This window comes from Pseudomonas sp. Con_6 (genome assembly GCF_059379395.1).
In genome coordinates, this window is the sequence record NZ_CM182011.1 from 157,119 (window position 1) to 172,996 (window position 15,878).

Sequence of the window (15,878 nt, forward strand, 5' to 3'; positions counted from 1 at the left end):
ACAAGGACCGCGTCAACTTCAGACCGGCAGCGCCATATAGAACTGGGTGCCGTGATCCGGTCGCGAATACACCCCCATGCGCCCACCATGCAATTGCACGATCTCCTTGCACAACGCCAGCCCTAGGCCCGCCCCGCCTTTCTTGCGCCCGACCTGAACGAATGGTTCGAAGATCCGTCCCTGCTGGCTGTAGGCAATACCCTCGCCACTGTCCTCGACGCTGACGATCACCCGCTCGCCGTGGCGCCGGGCCTGCAGACGGATGCGTCCGCCGCTGCCGGTGTGGCGGATGGCGTTGTCCAGCAGGTTGTCGAGGACCCGGTCGAGCTGGGCGATATCCGCCTGGATCCGCGGCAATGGGGTACCCACTTCCAGTTGCAGATCGATCTGCTTGGCCGCCGCCGTGTCGGAGTACCGGACCCGGGCGCGCTCAAGCAAGTCGTCCAGGGCGCAGATGCTGCGATCCAGCTTCTGCTGGCCGCTCTGGTAGCGGGAGAAGTTGAGCAGGTCGTTGATCAGTTGGGTCAGGCGCTGCATTTCTTCGCCGATAGTGTCCAGCAGGTCGCCTTCACGGGATTGCTCGGGAAACTTGACCCGTTCACGCAGCAGGCCGAAGGCCATGTGCATGCCGGTGACCGGCGTGCGCAACTCATGGGAGGCGCGCAGGACGAATTCGCTGCGTACCCGCTCGAAGGCGCGCTGCTCGGTGACGTCGTGCAGTACCATCACTGCGCCGAGGATCTGCCCGTCCGGGCGGCACACCGGGGTCAGGCTGTAGGTCAGGACACGGTTTTCCTTGTCGATCTCCAGGTGCAGGTCTTCCGGCACCCGCTCCAGGCTGCCGCCGCGCAGGACCAAGTGCAGTTGCTGGTCCAGCTCCGGCCGCTGCAGGGCCTCGCCGAGGCGGTTGCCTGCGCGCGAGTCGTCCCAACCGAGCTGGCGCTGGGCCACCGGGTTGAGGTGTTCCAGGCGGCCCTGTCGGTCGATGATCAGCAGGCCGTCGTCGATGCTGTCGAGCACTGCCTGCAAGCGCTGCTGGCCGGCCAGCAGTTCATCGACATTGGTCGCCTGGTGCTCGCGCAGGGCCTCGGCCATAAGACCGAAGCGCTTGGTCAGCTGGTTGATTTCCAGGGCCGAGGTCACCGGCAGGGTCACATCGAAGTTGCCCAGGCCGACCTGGTCGGCGGCGCTGGCCAGGGCCTCGATCGGCTGGCCGAAGCGCCGGGCAATGCCGTGGGCGGTGAGAAAACCGAGGGCCAGAACCGCCAGGCCGACCAGTCCGAGCACGCCAGACATCAGCACCGCACGATCCCGCGAGACCTTCTCGGCGCTGCGGATCTGCTCCACCGCCTGCTTGTGCGAGTCGATGAGGGTCCCGCGCAGGGCACCGAAGGCTTGGCCCAGCGGCTCGTCGACACTCAGGCTGAGGGCCGGGTTGCGGGTTTCGCGCAGGCTCTCGAGGAACCGCTGGAACTCGCGGTTGGCCCGGGAGAAATCGTCGCTGCCCTCGGTCTCCTGCTCGTGGCGCAAACCCTCGTCGAGCAGTTGCTGGAACTGCGTCTGCAGCCCGGCAAGGACCGTCGGGTCAGCGCCGTCGTCGAGGATCTGGGTCAACTGGTCGCTGAGGTTCTGTCGCAGCTTCAGGCCCATGTCCAGGACGAAGGCGTTGTTGCGGATCAGCGTCTGCTGCGAACTGGCCATCTGTTGCACGCTGACCAGGCTCAGCAGCAGGCCCAGCAGGGCCACGGTCATCAGCGCCGAAATGCTGAGGAAGAGCCGTGTCCGCAGCTTCATCGCCCACTTCATAGGTTGTACTGCTTGCGCTTGCGGTACAGGGTCGAGGCGTCGATGCCGAGGGTTTTGGCGGCCTGGTCGAGAGTGTCGCTGGTGGCCAGTACCGCGCCGATATGCGCGCGCTCCAGTTCATCCAGGCTCAGCGCGGCACCGATGCGCGGGGCGTTGCTGGTGGGTTGCTCGGCCATGCCCAGGTGGCTGATCTCGACCTTTTCCTGCGGGCAGATGATGCTGGCGCGCTCGATGACGTTGCGCAGCTCGCGGATGTTGCCCGGCCAGCGGTAGTTGAGCAGTGCCGCGCGGGCCTCGTCGCTGAAGCCCCGGGCCGGCCGTGAGTATTCCTTGACGAAGCGGGCGAGGAAACGCTCGGCCAGGGTCAGGATGTCCTCGCTGCGTTCGCGCAGCGGCGGCAGGTGCAGGGTGATGACGTTGAGGCGGTAGAGCAGGTCTTCACGGAAACGGCCGTCGCGAACCATATCCTCGAGGTTGAGGTTGGTCGCGGCGAGGATGCGCACGTCGGCACGGCGGGTCACCGGGTCGCCGACCCGCTCGTATTCCTTGTCCTGGATAAAGCGCAGCAGCTTGGGCTGCAGGGTCAGCGGGAAGTCGCCGATCTCGTCGAGGAACAGGGTGCCGCCGTCGGCCTGGTTGACCCGGCCCAGGGTGCTTTCGCTGGCCCCGGTAAAGGCGCCGCGACTATGGCCGAACAGTTCGCTTTCCATCAGTTCGGCGGTCAGCGACGGGCAGTTGATGGTTACGCAGGCCTTGCGCGCACGCTTGCTCCAGCCGTGGATGGCGCGGGCCAACTCGCCTTTACCCGTCCCGGACTCGCCGAGGATAAGGATGTTCGCGTCGGTGGTGGCGACCTGTCGGGCGGTTTCCAGCACCACCATCATGGCCGGGCTGTGGGAATCCAGGCCGTCCTTGGGCTTGCGCACTTCGCCTTCCAGGGCTTCCAGGCGGGCGGAGAGCTGACGCACTTCCAACTGCTTGGCGGTAGCCAGGCGCAGTTGGTCGGGGCTGCAGGGCTTGACCAGGTAATCGGCGGCGCCGGCCTGGATTGCGTCCACTGCAGTGTCCACGGCGGAGTGGGCGGTGACGATCACCACCCGCATCCACGGTGCCTGGATGCGCATCTGCGCCAGCACGTCGAGGCCGTTGTCCTCGCCCAGGCGAAGGTCGAGGAAACACAGGTCGAATACCTGCCGCTGCAGCAGGGTCTCGGCCTGCGCCGCGCTGTTCGCGGTGGCGACGGTATAGCCCTCGTCCTCCAGGCAATAACGGAAGGTACGCAAAATGGCGGACTCGTCGTCCACCAACAGAATGCGGCCTTGAGGGTCAGGGGCTGACTCCATTTTCCTGCGCTCCTTAGGAATTATCTTGGTTAGTGTCGGAAAAATCGGGCAAGTTGCATGGTTGATTCTGATTCATTCCTTCCATTGCATGCTAGCTCGCTGTTTTCAACCGTCTGTCGGGGTTTTTGACGCGGGAAAACCGTCGCCCGTCATGCAAAACGCACGACCGCACCGGGGGGCATCGTGCAGGATGCGCCCCAGAGGCTATCTCGTGTAATCGTAAGTTATTGATTTATAACGATAAATTAAAATATGAAAGTCTGGCATGCAGGCTGCAATGACTCTTCCAGGTCATAACAAGATGCAGCAAGAGGAGCCCGGCACATGAAACGTACCCTCGCCGCCCTGGTGCTTATATCGCCACATCATTTGCGTCAGGCGCTGTTTTGCGTGCTGGCACTGCTGTTGACACTGGTGGCCGGGCAATTGCAGCACGCCTGGCAGACGAAACAGGTCGACAGCCAACTCGCTACCCAGGTCGCGCGCATTCATGAAAGCCGCGCCATGCCATTACCCACCGCTCCCGTGATGCGCTCCCGGGCGCTCCCCGCCGCCAGCGCGCAGGAAACCGCGCCGGTCGAGCGCTGGGTGTTTTAAGCGAGAGCGAGACGGAACCTTTTCCAAAACAGAAGGAGAATCACCATGTTGAGTTGGGCCATCACCTTCCTGATCATCGCCATTGTCGCTGCCGTGCTGGGCTTCGGTGGTATCGCCGGCGCCGCTACCGGTATCGCGAAGATCCTCTTCATTATCTTCCTGGTGCTGTTCGTGGCTTCCTTCTTCTTTGGTCGTCGCGGTCGAGGCTGAGTCAATGAAAGGCGTGATACGCAACGCCCTGGCCGTCGCTCTGTTGCTGGGCGGCGGTTCGGCGGCAATGGCGGCCAATGACGGCCAGGTCCGGGCCAGCGAACTGCTCGGCTCGGACCCCGAGTATCGGGAAACCTGGCAGGACGTGGTCAAGAAGGAGGAGCGCTTGCCGGATTGGGTGATCAATCTGAGCGGCGTGTCCGAGCAGCAAATGTCCGCGGTCGAGGAAGAGGGCGACAAGTATCTGGTGGGGCCGGTCTGCGAGAGCGCCGGCAAGTGCCTGAACAAGCGCTTGATCGTGGCCTTCAGTTGGGACAAGGACAAGGCCTACGGCATGTTGGTCGAGGTGCCCGAAGGGCTGCCAGCCGACAAGTCGCCGACCCGCCATGCCGACTATCGCTGGATCGGCAAGCCCGACGAAGGCATGCAGGCTATGCTCAGGGAACAGCTCAAACGTGATCCGAACTGGTACTGAGGCGCCGCCGGGCGCATCAGTGCTCTAGCGGAAGCTGAACTTTTCTGCCGTTCTGGCTTCCATGCTGCGGCCACCCGAGGAAGGTGACCGCATGACCAAGGGGCCGGGCCGCTCTGATTGTTGCAGGATCGGAGGGGCCTAGGGGTACAAGGAGTGCCTCCGCCGAGGGCCGGGTCAGGCAAGCAATGCCGGGAACGGGTCTGTCAGGTGTTCTGGAAACGGAACGGCTTGAACGGACCCTCCCGGCAGCATCTCTTCCGTCATTTCCTTCCGGCAGATGGCAAATCGGTCACCCGCTCGTCCGTCCGGGAAATTTTTTTCGCGATTTTTCTGACGCTGCATCGGCCATTTTCACCCATTCGGATTGTCGAACACTGACGCTTTTCTAGTAATGGTTACCCTGCGAATCGGCCGCAATATGGCGGATCGGTCCTATTCGGAATTCCGAACACCTCCTTTGCAACCCTTTGAGACGCCCGTTTTTCGGCAAAAAAGTCATGCCGATTCGGCATGGGCTACTCGTTTCCGGCATTAGACTGGGCCCCTTCCCCCCTGAATAGTTGCGCCTTTTTTCGCCAGCCGGCGTTCGTATCCGTTCGCTCGCGACGACCCTGCGCGGTGTCGTTGGCTGTCGCCGAAGAAGGTTTCAGAAAGGCTTTCAGCCGCTCTGGAATGCCGGTTGCAGCGCAATGCCCGTGTCCACTTGAACAAAAAGGTAATGACATGAAGAAGGCAAAACTGAGCCTCGCCTGGCAGATCCTCATCGGTCTGATGCTGGGTATCGCCATCGGCGCCTTGCTGAATCACTTCAGTGCAGAAAAGGCATGGTGGATCAGCAACGTCCTGCAGCCGGCCGGTGACATCTTCATTCGCCTGATCAAGATGATCGTCATCCCCATCGTGATTTCGTCGCTGATCGTGGGTATAGCCGGGGTAGGCGACGCGAAGAAACTTGGCAGTATCGGCCTCAAGACCATCATCTACTTCGAGATCGTCACCACCATCGCCATCGTGGTCGGCCTGGTCCTGGCCAACCTGTTCCACCCGGGTGCCGGCATCGACATGAGCACCCTGGGCACCGTGGACATCTCCAAGTACCAGGCCACTGCGGCCGAGGTACAGCATGAACACGCGTTCATCGAGACCATCCTCAACCTGATTCCGTCGAATATCTTCGCGGCGCTGATGCGCGGTGAAATGCTGCCGATCATCTTCTTCTCGGTGCTGTTCGGCCTGGGCCTGTCGAGCCTCAACGCGGAAATCCGCGACCCGCTGGTGAAGACCTTCCAGGGCGTTTCCGAAGCCATGTTCAAGGTCACCCACATGATCATGAACTACGCCCCGATCGGCGTATTCGCCCTGATCGCCGTGACCGTCGCCAACTTCGGCTTCGCCTCGCTGCTGCCGCTGGCCAAGCTGGTGCTGCTGGTGTACTTCGCCATCGCCTTCTTTGCCTTCATGGTGCTGGGCCTGGTGGCGCGCCTGTTCGGCTTCTCGATCATCAAGCTGATGCGCATCTTCAAGGACGAACTGGTCCTGGCCTACTCCACCGCCAGCTCCGAAACCGTGCTGCCGCGGGTCATCGAGAAGATGGAAGCCTACGGTGCGCCGAAGGCCATCTGCAGCTTCGTGGTACCGACCGGCTACTCGTTCAATCTCGACGGTTCGACCCTGTACCAGAGCATCGCGGCGATCTTCATCGCCCAGCTGTACGGCATCGATCTGTCGATCAGCCAGCAACTGCTGCTGGTGCTGACCCTGATGGTTACCTCCAAGGGTATCGCCGGCGTGCCGGGCGTGTCCTTCGTGGTCCTGCTGGCCACCCTGGGCAGCGTCGGCATTCCGCTGGAAGGCCTGGCCTTCATCGCTGGTGTCGACCGCATCATGGACATGGCGCGTACCGCGCTGAACGTGATTGGCAATGCCCTGGCGGTGCTGGTGATCGCCCGTTGGGAAGGCATGTACGACGCCGAGAAAGGCCAGAAGTACTGGAACTCGCTGCCGCACTGGCGCAGCAAGGAAGCGGTTGCCGAAGGCAAGACCGTCAATTCCTGAGTCCTGCCTGACCTGAAGAAAGCCCCGACCCGTCGGGGCTTTTTGTATCCGGTCGCCGTGACGCGGACCCAGTGGGAGCGGGTTTACCCGCGATTACGATAGTGAGTTCACCACCGCAATCGCGGGTAAACCCGCTCCCACAAGGTCCGCGCCGTACCTTCGATGACGACACCACTTCAGGTGGCCGCTATCATTCAGCCCATCTGCAAGGGGACTTTCGAATGCTCAACGGCCTGTGGCTCGGTTTTTTCGTGGTGGCGGCCATTTCCGCCCTGGCCCAGTGGCTGGTAGGAGGGAACGCGGGGATCTTCGCGGCGATGGTGGAAAGCATCTTCGCCATGGCCAAGCTCTCGGTGGAAGTCATGGTCCTGCTGTTCGGTACCCTGACCCTCTGGCTGGGCTTTCTGAAGATCGCCGAGCAGGCCGGCATCGTCGAATGGCTGGCAAAGGTCCTCGGCCCGTTGTTCCGCCGCCTGATGCCGGAAGTCCCGCCCGGCCACCCGGCTCTCGGCCTGATCACCCTCAACTTCGCCGCCAACGGCCTGGGCCTGGATAACGCGGCCACGCCCATCGGCCTAAAGGCCATGCGCGCGCTGCAGGAACTGAACCCCAGCCCGACCACCGCCAGCAATGCGCAGATCCTGTTCCTGGTGCTTAACGCCTCGTCCCTGACCCTGCTGCCGGTGACTATCTTCATGTACCGCGCCCAGCAAGGCGCCATGGATCCGACCCTGGTGTTCCTGCCGATCCTGCTCGCCACCAGCTGTTCGACCCTGGTCGGCCTGCTCTCGGTGGCCATCGTCCAGCGTCTGCGCCTGTGGGACCCGGTGGTGCTCGCTTACCTGGTGCCCGGCGCGCTGTTGCTCGGCGGGTTCATGGCCTTGCTGGCGACCCTGTCCGCCACCGCTCTGGCCAGCCTGTCGTCGATCCTCGGCAACCTGACCCTGTTCGGCCTGATCATGCTGTTCCTGTTGATTGGCGCGCTGAAGAAGGTAAAGGTGTACGAAACCTTCGTCGAAGGCGCCAAGGAAGGCTTCGACGTGGCCAAGAACCTGCTGCCGTATCTGGTGGCGATGCTCTGCGCCGTTGGCGTGCTGCGTGCCTCCGGGGCTCTGGAGTTCGGCCTCGACGGTATTCGCCACACGGTGGAATGGCTGGGCTGGGACACCCGCTTCGTCGACGCCCTGCCCACCGCCATGGTCAAGCCGTTCTCCGGCAGCGCGGCGCGGGCAATGCTGATCGAGACCATGCAGACCCATGGCGTCGACAGCTTCCCGGCCCTGGTCGCGGCCACGGTGCAGGGCAGCACCGAAACCACCTTCTACGTGCTGGCGGTGTACTTCGGCGCCGTCGGCATCCAGCGCACCCGCCATGCCGTGGGCTGCGCCCTGCTCGCCGAACTGGCCGGGGTGCTGGGCGCCATCGGCGTCTGCTACTGGTTCTTCGCCTGACGGTACTGATTGCCCTGATCCAGGGTCCAGTCCAGCAGTTGCGCGGTCAGTTTGTCGGTGGCCTGGCCCAGCCCGGCCACCACCGCCGGCACGCTCTTGTCGGCCTGGGGCTGGCGCACTTCGAAAATGCGGCTGGTCAGCGTGCGCTGGCTGCGCCCATCCACCAGCCGGGCATCGAGGCGCACCACCACGTCGATGCCCTGCGCCGTGTACTCGCTCTGGAACGCCTGCAGCTCGCCCACCAGCTCGAAATCCGATTGCAGGTTGCTGTCGTCGGCGCTCAGCCGCGGCACCCGACCGTCACGCTGGAAGGCATCGAGGATACGGTTGCGCAGCAAGGCCGGTGCCGGATCGGTCCAGCGCGCGCCCTTGTAGCTGCTGAGCACGTTGCCCTGCGGCACCACGGCGATGCGCGGCACGTTCAGCGCGTCACTGGTGATCGGCTTGTTGACCCGCAGCGACCAGTTTACCGGCGCCGCCGCAGAACGCGCCGCGGCCGTCGCCGGCAGGCGGTAGACGTCGGCATTCTCCGCCTGCGGGAGGATCGAGCAGGCGCTGCTCAGGCTGATCAACAGGGCCAGGGACAGGCGGCTGGCGAGGCTCATGGCTCAAACTCCTTGCTTTGGTCACGGCCGAGCAGGTAGCCGCTGGGGTTGGCCTCAAGGCGTCGGGAGATGGCCTTGAGCGAGTTGAGGGTGTCGCGCAGTTCACGCAGCGCTGGCGACAGGTCGCGAAAGCCCTGGGCGCCGCTGTCGAGGGCTTCGCGGTTGCTTTCCAGCAGGGCGTTGAGGGTCGCGGTGCTCTGCGCCAGGGACTTCATCGCGTCGTCGGCACTGCGAGCGATTTCCGGCCCGCGGCTGCCCAGCAACTGGTTGGCATTGCGCATCAGCTCGCCAGTTTGCTCCAGCGCGGTGCCGGCCTGCTTGCCCAGGCTCGACAGCTGCTTGATCGCCTGGCTGATGTCGTCGCGTTGGGCGGCGACGGCGCCGGTGGTCTGTTCCAGGTTGGCCAGGGTGGCGCTGAGGCGATCGGTGTTTTCCCGGGAGAACAGACGATTGGCGTTGTGCAGCAGCAGGTTGATGTTGGTCACCAGGTCGCTGCTGTCGGTCAGCAGGCGCGAGATCGGCGACGGCGTGGCGACGATGATCGGTAGCTTGCCGCCCTTGCCTTCCAGCGGCGGGCTGTCCGGGGTGCCGCCGCTGAGCTGGATCAGCGAGGTGCCGGTGACCCCTGTGAGGGTCAGCTTGGCCTGGGTGTCCTGTTTCACCGGGGTGTCGGCGTTGAGGCGGATATGCGCCAGCACCCGGCGCGGGTCGCTGGGGTCGAGGCGCAGGCTCATCACGTCGCCCACCTTGATCCCGCTGTACTGCACGGCGCTGCCGCGGGACAGGCCGGTGACCGCCTCGTTGAACACCACCTCGTAGTCCTTGAAGGTCGAGTCGACGCTGGACTTGGCCAGCCACAGGCCGAAGAGCATGGCGCCGGCCACCACCAGCACGGTGACCATGCCGATCAGCACATGATGTGCACGGGTTTCCATCTCAATTCTCCTTCAGCGCTTTCGCGGCGGTGTAGGCCGCACGGCCACGGGGGCCATGGAAATATTCGTGAATCCACGGTTCGTCGTACGCCGCCACCTCGTCGATCGGCGCGGCCACCAGCACCTTCTTCTGCGCCAGCACGGCGACGCGGTCGCTGATGGTGTAGAGCGTGTCGAGGTCGTGGGTGATGAGGAACACGCTTAGGCCCAGGGCGTCGCGCAGGGTCAGGATCAACTGGTCGAAGGCCGCGGCGCCGATGGGGTCGAGGCCGGCGGTGGGTTCGTCGAGAAAGAGGATGTCCGGGTCCAGGGCCAGGGCGCGGGCCAGGGCGGCGCGCTTGATCATGCCGCCGGACAGCGAGGCGGGGAATTTGTCCGCCGCTGACTGCGGCAGGCCGGCCAGGGCCAGCTTGACCCCGGCCAGGTGCTCGGCGTCATCGCGGCTCAGGCCCGCGTGCTCGATCAGCGGCAAAGCGACGTTCTCGGTGACAGTCAGCGATGAAAACAGCGCGCCCTTCTGGAACAGCACGCCGAAGCGTCGTTCGATCAGCGAGCGCTGCTGCTCGCTGGCGCTGGACAGGTCCTCGCCGAACACCCGCACCTGGCCCTCGTTGGGCCGGCGCAGACCGACGATGCTGCGCAGCAATACCGACTTGCCGCTGCCGGAGCCGCCGACCACGGAGAGGATCTCGCCGCGGTACAGGTCGAGATCGAGGTTCTCGTGCACGCTCTGCGGGCCGAAGCGGTTGCACAGGCCGCGGACTTCGATGACTTTTTCCCGCGGGTCGTCGCTCACCAGCCCATCTCCATGAAGAACAGCGCGGCCACGGCGTCGAGCATGATCACCACAAAGATCGACTGGACCACCGCCGAGGTGGTGTGGGCGCCGACCGATTCGGCGCTACCGCTGACCTTGAAGCCTTCCAGGCAGCCGATGGCGGCGATCAGGAAGGCGAAGAACGGTGCCTTGACCAGGCCGACCAGGAAGTGCTGCACGCCGATATCGCTTTCCAGCAGCGAGAGGAACATGGCCGGCGAGATATCCAGCGACAGCGCGCAGACCACGCCGCCGCCAATGATGCCGCAGAGCATGGCGAGGAAGGTCAGCAACGGCAGGGCGATCAGCAGCGCCAGCACCCGCGGAATCACCAGCATTTCCACCGGATCGAGGCCCAGGGTACGAATCGCGTCGATTTCCTCGTTGGCCTTCATCGAGCCGATCTGTGCGGTGAAGGCGCTGGCGGTGCGGCCGGCCATGAGGATGGCGGTGAGCAGCACGCCGAATTCACGCAGGAAGGAGAACGCCACCAGGTCCACGGTGAAGATGCTGGCGCCGAAGCTGGCTAGCACCGTGGCGCCGAGGAAGGCCACTACTGCGCCGACCAGGAAGGTCAGCAGGGCAACGATAGGCGCGGCGTCGAGGCCGGTCTGTTCGATATGGGCGACCACCGGGGTGATGCGCCAGCGTTTCGGCTGGAAGGCGCGGGTGACCAGGGTAGCGATGATCAGGCCGATGAAGCCGAGCAGTTGCCGGCTGTCCTGATAGAGGGTGTCCACTGCGGCGCCGATGCGTGCCAGCAATTGGGTCAGGACCGGGATCTCCGGATGCCGGGGCGGGATGCAGAATTCGTTGAGCGACCACTGCACGCTGTGCAGCAGGTGGCGGCTGGCTTCGGGTAGCGGGCTGTCGGCTTCCAGTTGCTTGAGGCGCTGCGGACCGAGCAGCTCGACCAGCAGTGAGGCGCCGGCGGTGTCGAGCTTGCCGAGTTGGCTCAGGTCTACCGAAGCCTCTTCGCCGAACTGGCCGCCGAGGACGCTGGCGCTGTGCTTGAGGCTGGCGTAGTTGGCCAGGGTCCAGTCGCCGCTGAGCCGCAGGCAGGGCGGGCTGCTACTGGTGTCGAGGATGGCGCTGGCGGGGCTGGGAAGGCTGGTCATAGGCTCCGTTCGTTCCAGGGCGCGTCGGTGCGCCGCCCGTCAGCATAGCGCCACTAATTTGCAGGTGCTTGACTGTCGTCCACTACCCGGAAGCGCAGCACACCAATGACCTGGCCATCTTCGGTCAACACCCGCACCTGCCAGCGACCCACCGGGTTGCTCGGGAACACCTGCTTGTGGGTCCAGGCACGGTAGCCTTCCTTGCGTCCGCCGTTGATGTCCAGGGCGATGCGGTCCACCTCTTTGCCGTCGAATTGCCAGACATGGTAGATCCGCTCGTTCAGCCCGCGTGGCGCCTTGATCGCGGTGTAAGCGTAGAGCCCGGCGCTGCGGATCTGGCTGGCGGGAACTTCCTTGAGGCTGTCGCCGGGGGTGCGGTTCTGCACCTGGGTACTGATCGCCACCTCGGTCATCCACAGGGTCGCCGGCGGTACCCAGGAGCGCAGCAGCCAGCCGGCGCCGCCGACCGCCAGGGTCATCAGTACCAGGGCCACGCCGCGGCGCCAGTGGTTGATCGGGAAGCTGCTGGCCAAGCTCGGGAAGGACAGCAGCATGGCCGTGCCGAGGGCCAGCTTGAAGCTTTGCGCGGTGGTCAGGTGGAGGATGATCGGCAGCGCGGTTAGCATCGCCGCGAACAGGGTCAGGGTGTGCATGGCCATGAACAGCCAGCGCCGTGGTGCTACCCACTTGTAGTACAGCGGGTCGATGATCGAGACCAGGCCGGCGGCGCCGAGCAGGCCAGTGAAGATCAACTGGCCGCTGTTCCAGGTGGTGGTGACGAAGAAGAACGGCAGGACGAAGAACAGGCTTTCCTGGTGGATCATCTGCGTTGCATAGCGCAGCAGCGGTTGCGGGATCTCGCGCTTGAAGGTGCGGCTGAACAGCTCGGTGAAGCTGTTTTCCAGCATCAGCCAGACCCAGCTCACCAGCATGAGGATGGCCACCCAGCTGGCCAGGCTTTCCTGGCGGTCGACGAGGATGAAGCTGCCGATGCCGGAGATGAAGCCACCGAGTGCGATGACCCCGGGGTAGCGCTTGATCAGTTCGATGATGCGCTGGATGTAGATGGGCATTTGGGGGGTGTTCGCAGAGGTCTGAAAAATACGGTTACAAGGATACCTTGGATTGGGTGAGCCTGTGAGGGCCTCATCGCGGGCAACGCCCGCTCCCACAAGGATCGCGTGCGCCGCATGACCTGTGGGAGCGGGCGTTGCCCGCGATGAGGCCCTCAAGGTCGCCACAAGGCTTCAATGCCTGCGCCGGTACCAGATGCCCCCACCAATCACCACCAGCATCACCCCCAGCACGGCCATCCAGAACACCTCGTCATACCCCAGCAACGGCTTCTCCACCCTCACCCACCCGGGCTCCTTGAACAGCTCGCGCATCGCCTGGTTCGCCTCTTCCAGGCTCACTCCGCGCAAGCGCTGGGCCGGATCGACGAAGCGTCCGTCGGCATAGCCGTTCAGCGCGCCCCAGTAGTAGTCCGCCAGCGCACTGTTGCCCTGTGTGGTCCAGGCCTCGCGGGCGATGGTGGCCGCCTGGATCCGCTCGAAGGTCCGCGGATCCAGGCCCTCCTTGCGCAGGCGCTGGAGCATGGCCTCGATCACCTCCTCGGCCTCGTCCACCTGGTCCCGCTCCAGGTCGGCATTCAGGCTGAGCATCCCGCTGTCGCCAAAGGTCTCGCGCTGGCTCCATGGCCCGTAGGACAGGCCATGCTTGAGACGCAACTCGTCATACAGCGCCCAGTCCAGGTAGCGCTGCAACAGCTCCAGGGTTTCATCGTGCTCGTTGTCCAGCACCGGCTCCAGGAACATCCAGCTCAACCGCGCGCTATTGCCCAGCAAGCCACGGGTCAACGTGCGGTAGGCCTCGGCCTGGTGGGTGACGCCGTCCAGCGCCCGGCGTTCGGCGGGTTCCACCGGCTCCAGCTCGCCCCAGGTCCGCTCCAGATAGGCCGGCAACACCTTTTCCAGGCCGCCGACGACGATCAGGCTCATGTTGTTCGGCGCGTACCAGTTCTTGCGCACTTCCTCCACTTGCGCCACGGTCATGTCCTCGACGCTGGAGCGCTCGGCGCACTTCAGGCCCAGTTCCACCGCCAATTGGTCGCTCGAGCGCTGGCCGAGGTCCTGGCGGTCAAGCCAGCGTTGCAGATGCGAGTAATGCCCGCCGTCCTCGCGCTCGACGATGCGCTTGGACAGCGCCAGGTCATCGTCGTCGATCTGGGTCTGGCGGATGATCGCCAGCAGCAGGTCGAGGACCTTGCGCTGGTTGCGCGCCGGCGCCTCGATGACGAAGGTGGTATCGGCGCTGCTGGTGTAGGCGTTCCATTCACCGCCCAGGGCCTGCATGCGTCGCTCCAGGCCGCCCTCGCCGCTGTCGTCGACGCCGCTGAACAGCAGGTGTTCGAGCAGGTGCGGCAGCTCTTTCTTGTCGCAGGCAAAGTCGTCGAAGCCGATGCCCACCACGAGGCGAATCGATACATGGTCGCGCTCATAGCCTGGCTTGAGCAGCACCTGCAGGCCGTTGGGCAGCAGGTAACCCTCGACCTGGTTGCGATCGAGGGCAAAGCCGGGGGCACAGCCCAGCAACAGGCAGACGAAGATCAGGCAACGCATGAAGAACTTCCTTGAACCGGTTCGAGGCGGCACGGGGGTCACGGCGAGTGGATTTCATCCGGTACGCTGTCGATCAGCAGCCCACCCGTGTCATGACCACCGAGTACCACATAGGCACTGCTACAGAACAATGAATTCAATCTTTTCATGTCCGCGATCAGCTCCAGGTGCAGCGAGCTGGTCTCGATGCTTTGTACCACCCCGCGTTGCAGACGGCTGACATGGGCATGGGCCAGACGCCGCTCCTGAGCACGGAAGCGGCGCTTTTCCCGGAGTAACTGACGCGCGCTTTCCGGATCTGCGCTGAGGAACACCGACAGGCCCAGGCGCAGATTGGCTAGCAACTGGGCGTGCAAGCCGGTCAGTTCCTCCAGGCCCACCTCAGAGAACTCGCGGCGTTGCGAGGTCTTCTGCTGCTGGATCTTGCGCAGCATGCGTTCGATCAGGTCGCTGGCCATTTTCAGGTTCAGGGCCAGCTCGATGATTTCGGCCCAGCGCTGGCTGTCCTGCTCGCTGAGGTCTTCCCGGGGCATCTGCGCCAGATACAGCTTGATGGCGCTGTAGAGGGCATCGATATCGTCGCCGAGGGCGCGGATTTCCTGGGTCACCGTGGTTTGGGTACCGCGCAGCACGCCGTGCATGGACTCCAGCATGCTGTCCACCAGATCGCCCAGGCGCAGGGTCTCGCGCACGGCATTGGCCAGGGCCAGGCTGGGCGTGGCGAGGGCGGCGGGATCGAGGTGGCGCGGCGTGGTGTGACCATTGGGGTCCGGGCGCTCCGGCAGCAGCCAGCTGCAGACCCGCGACATGAGGTTGACGGTCGGCAACAGGGTGAGGCAGCGCAGGCTGTTGTAGAGCAGGTGGAAGCCAATCACCAATTCGGCGGGGCGGAAGTTCAGGCTGTCCATCCATTCCACCAGCGGATGCAGCAGTGGAATGGTCACCAGCAGACCGATCAGCTTGTACAGCAGGCTGCCCAGGGCCACCTGGCGCCCGGCGCTGTTGCGCATGCTGGTGCTGATGAAGGCCAGCAGGCCGCTACCGATGTTGGCGCCGATAACCAGGCCGATGGCCACCGGCAGACTGATCACCTCGGCGCCGGCCAGGGTCGCGGTCAGCAGCACCGCCGCCAGGCTGGAGTAGGAAATCATCGCGAACAGCGCGCCGACCAGGGCATCGAGGAGGATATCGCCAGTCAGCGAGGCGAACAGCACCTTCACGCCATGGGCCTTGGTGATCGGCTCGGCTGCGGCGACGATCAACTGCAAGGCGAGGATGATCAGGCCCAGGCCGATGCCCACGCGGCCGAGCTGACCGGCACGGGTCTGCTTGCGCGAGAGGAAGAAGATTACCCCGAGGAATATCAGCAGCGGCGACAGCCACGACAGGTCGAGGGTCAGCACCCGCGACATCAGTGCGGTACCGACGTCGGCCCCGAGCATCACCGCCAGTGCCGGGGTCAGTGCCATCAGGCCCTGGCCGACGAACGAGGTCACCAGCATCGCCGTGGCGTTGCTGCTCTGCACCAGGGCCGTGACGAGGATCCCGGCGACGAACGCCAGCGGCTTGCGCGCCATGTTCTGGCTGATGACGCGGCGCAGGTTGGAGCCGTATACCCGCAACACGCCGGTACGGACAATGTGTGTGCCCCAGATCAGCAGGGCGACGGCTGACAATAGATTGAGCAGGGTCAGCATGGTGGGCCCCCTGTTTTCCTGTGCCCCAGCGGGGCTAATGAACGATGTGGCGAGCCTGGCCGTGAAGACGGCGGTTGTTTCCAGTGCTCTCTTTAAGCTTTAGTCCGCCAGGGGCTGTGGCGCCAGCGTGTTTGTCACTGATCCACAA

The 15,878-nt window shown here is 64.3% G+C and carries 15 protein-coding genes; 5 read left to right on the forward strand and 10 right to left on the reverse strand.

Features of this window, described 5'->3' with window-relative positions; genetic code table 11:
• Positions 1-18 precede the first annotated feature (18 nt).
• Positions 19-1,806 carry an ATP-binding protein gene (locus AC5QPF_RS00765; protein ID WP_494961593.1) on the reverse strand — a complete coding sequence of 596 codons (1,788 nt, stop codon included), beginning with the start codon at positions 1,804-1,806 and terminating at the stop codon, positions 19-21.
• Positions 1,803-3,149, reverse strand: coding sequence for a sigma-54-dependent response regulator transcription factor AlgB (algB, locus tag AC5QPF_RS00770; protein WP_494961594.1), 1,347 nt, complete (start codon positions 3,147-3,149; stop codon positions 1,803-1,805). Before algB ends, AC5QPF_RS00765 begins: the two co-directional genes overlap by 4 nt.
• Positions 3,150-3,473: 324 nt before the next feature.
• Here algB and AC5QPF_RS00775 point away from each other — a divergent pair, with 324 nt between their 5' ends.
• From AC5QPF_RS00775 to AC5QPF_RS00785, 3 genes are read left to right on the forward strand one after another with little or no spacing between them, the layout of a single operon-like run.
• The gene (locus AC5QPF_RS00775) at positions 3,474-3,746 is read left to right on the forward strand and encodes a hypothetical protein (protein WP_494961595.1); all 273 of its coding nucleotides are present in this window, start codon (positions 3,474-3,476) and stop codon (positions 3,744-3,746) included.
• A 45-nt stretch (positions 3,747-3,791) separates the two neighbouring features.
• Positions 3,792-3,956 (forward strand): DUF1328 domain-containing protein, encoded by a 165-nt coding sequence (locus AC5QPF_RS00780; protein ID WP_042127667.1) that lies wholly within the window; start codon positions 3,792-3,794, stop codon positions 3,954-3,956.
• A gap of 4 nt (positions 3,957-3,960) precedes the next feature.
• The gene (locus tag AC5QPF_RS00785; protein WP_494961596.1) at positions 3,961-4,431 is read left to right on the forward strand and encodes an Ivy family c-type lysozyme inhibitor; all 471 of its coding nucleotides are present in this window, start codon (positions 3,961-3,963) and stop codon (positions 4,429-4,431) included.
• 174 nt (positions 4,432-4,605) lie between these two features.
• Here the strand turns inward: AC5QPF_RS00785 and AC5QPF_RS00790 are convergent, their stop codons facing one another.
• Positions 4,606-4,773 carry a hypothetical protein gene (locus tag AC5QPF_RS00790; protein ID WP_494961597.1) on the reverse strand — a complete coding sequence of 56 codons (168 nt, stop codon included), beginning with the start codon at positions 4,771-4,773 and terminating at the stop codon, positions 4,606-4,608.
• Between the two features lie 381 nt (positions 4,774-5,154).
• Here AC5QPF_RS00790 and gltP point away from each other — a divergent pair, with 381 nt between their 5' ends.
• On the forward strand, positions 5,155-6,486 hold the full coding sequence (gene gltP, locus AC5QPF_RS00795) for a glutamate/aspartate:proton symporter GltP (RefSeq protein ID WP_494961598.1): 1,332 nt from the start codon (positions 5,155-5,157) through the stop codon (positions 6,484-6,486).
• A 221-nt stretch (positions 6,487-6,707) separates the two neighbouring features.
• Positions 6,708-7,937 carry a nucleoside recognition domain-containing protein gene (locus AC5QPF_RS00800; protein ID WP_494961599.1) on the forward strand — a complete coding sequence of 410 codons (1,230 nt, stop codon included), beginning with the start codon at positions 6,708-6,710 and terminating at the stop codon, positions 7,935-7,937.
• On the opposite strand, the gene AC5QPF_RS00805 is transcribed toward AC5QPF_RS00800, so the two are convergent.
• The 7 genes from AC5QPF_RS00805 to AC5QPF_RS00835 form a co-directional block, all read right to left on the reverse strand.
• Positions 7,919-8,542, reverse strand: coding sequence for an ABC-type transport auxiliary lipoprotein family protein (locus AC5QPF_RS00805; protein WP_494961600.1), 624 nt, complete (start codon positions 8,540-8,542; stop codon positions 7,919-7,921). The two genes, AC5QPF_RS00800 and AC5QPF_RS00805, sit on opposite strands and share 19 nt — an antisense overlap.
• The gene (locus tag AC5QPF_RS00810; protein WP_494961601.1) at positions 8,539-9,477 is read right to left on the reverse strand and encodes an MlaD family protein; all 939 of its coding nucleotides are present in this window, start codon (positions 9,475-9,477) and stop codon (positions 8,539-8,541) included. Before AC5QPF_RS00810 ends, AC5QPF_RS00805 begins: the two co-directional genes overlap by 4 nt.
• A 1-nt stretch (position 9,478) precedes the next feature.
• Entirely contained in the window at positions 9,479-10,273 is a 795-nt protein-coding gene (locus AC5QPF_RS00815) for an ATP-binding cassette domain-containing protein (RefSeq protein WP_494961602.1), read from the reverse strand.
• A complete protein-coding gene (locus AC5QPF_RS00820; RefSeq protein ID WP_494961603.1) occupies positions 10,270-11,412 on the reverse strand; it encodes an MlaE family lipid ABC transporter permease subunit in 1,143 nt (380 codons plus the stop codon). Before AC5QPF_RS00820 ends, AC5QPF_RS00815 begins: the two co-directional genes overlap by 4 nt.
• A gap of 53 nt (positions 11,413-11,465) precedes the next feature.
• Positions 11,466-12,485: a DUF5924 family protein gene (locus AC5QPF_RS00825; RefSeq protein WP_494961604.1), complete on the reverse strand. Its 1,020-nt coding sequence runs from the start codon at positions 12,483-12,485 to the stop codon at positions 11,466-11,468.
• A gap of 174 nt (positions 12,486-12,659) precedes the next feature.
• Positions 12,660-14,033, reverse strand: coding sequence for an insulinase family protein (locus tag AC5QPF_RS00830; protein WP_494961605.1), 1,374 nt, complete (start codon positions 14,031-14,033; stop codon positions 12,660-12,662).
• Between the two features lie 38 nt (positions 14,034-14,071).
• A complete protein-coding gene (locus AC5QPF_RS00835) occupies positions 14,072-15,730 on the reverse strand; it encodes a sodium-dependent inorganic phosphate transporter (RefSeq protein ID WP_494961606.1) in 1,659 nt (552 codons plus the stop codon).
• Positions 15,731-15,878 lie beyond the last annotated feature (148 nt).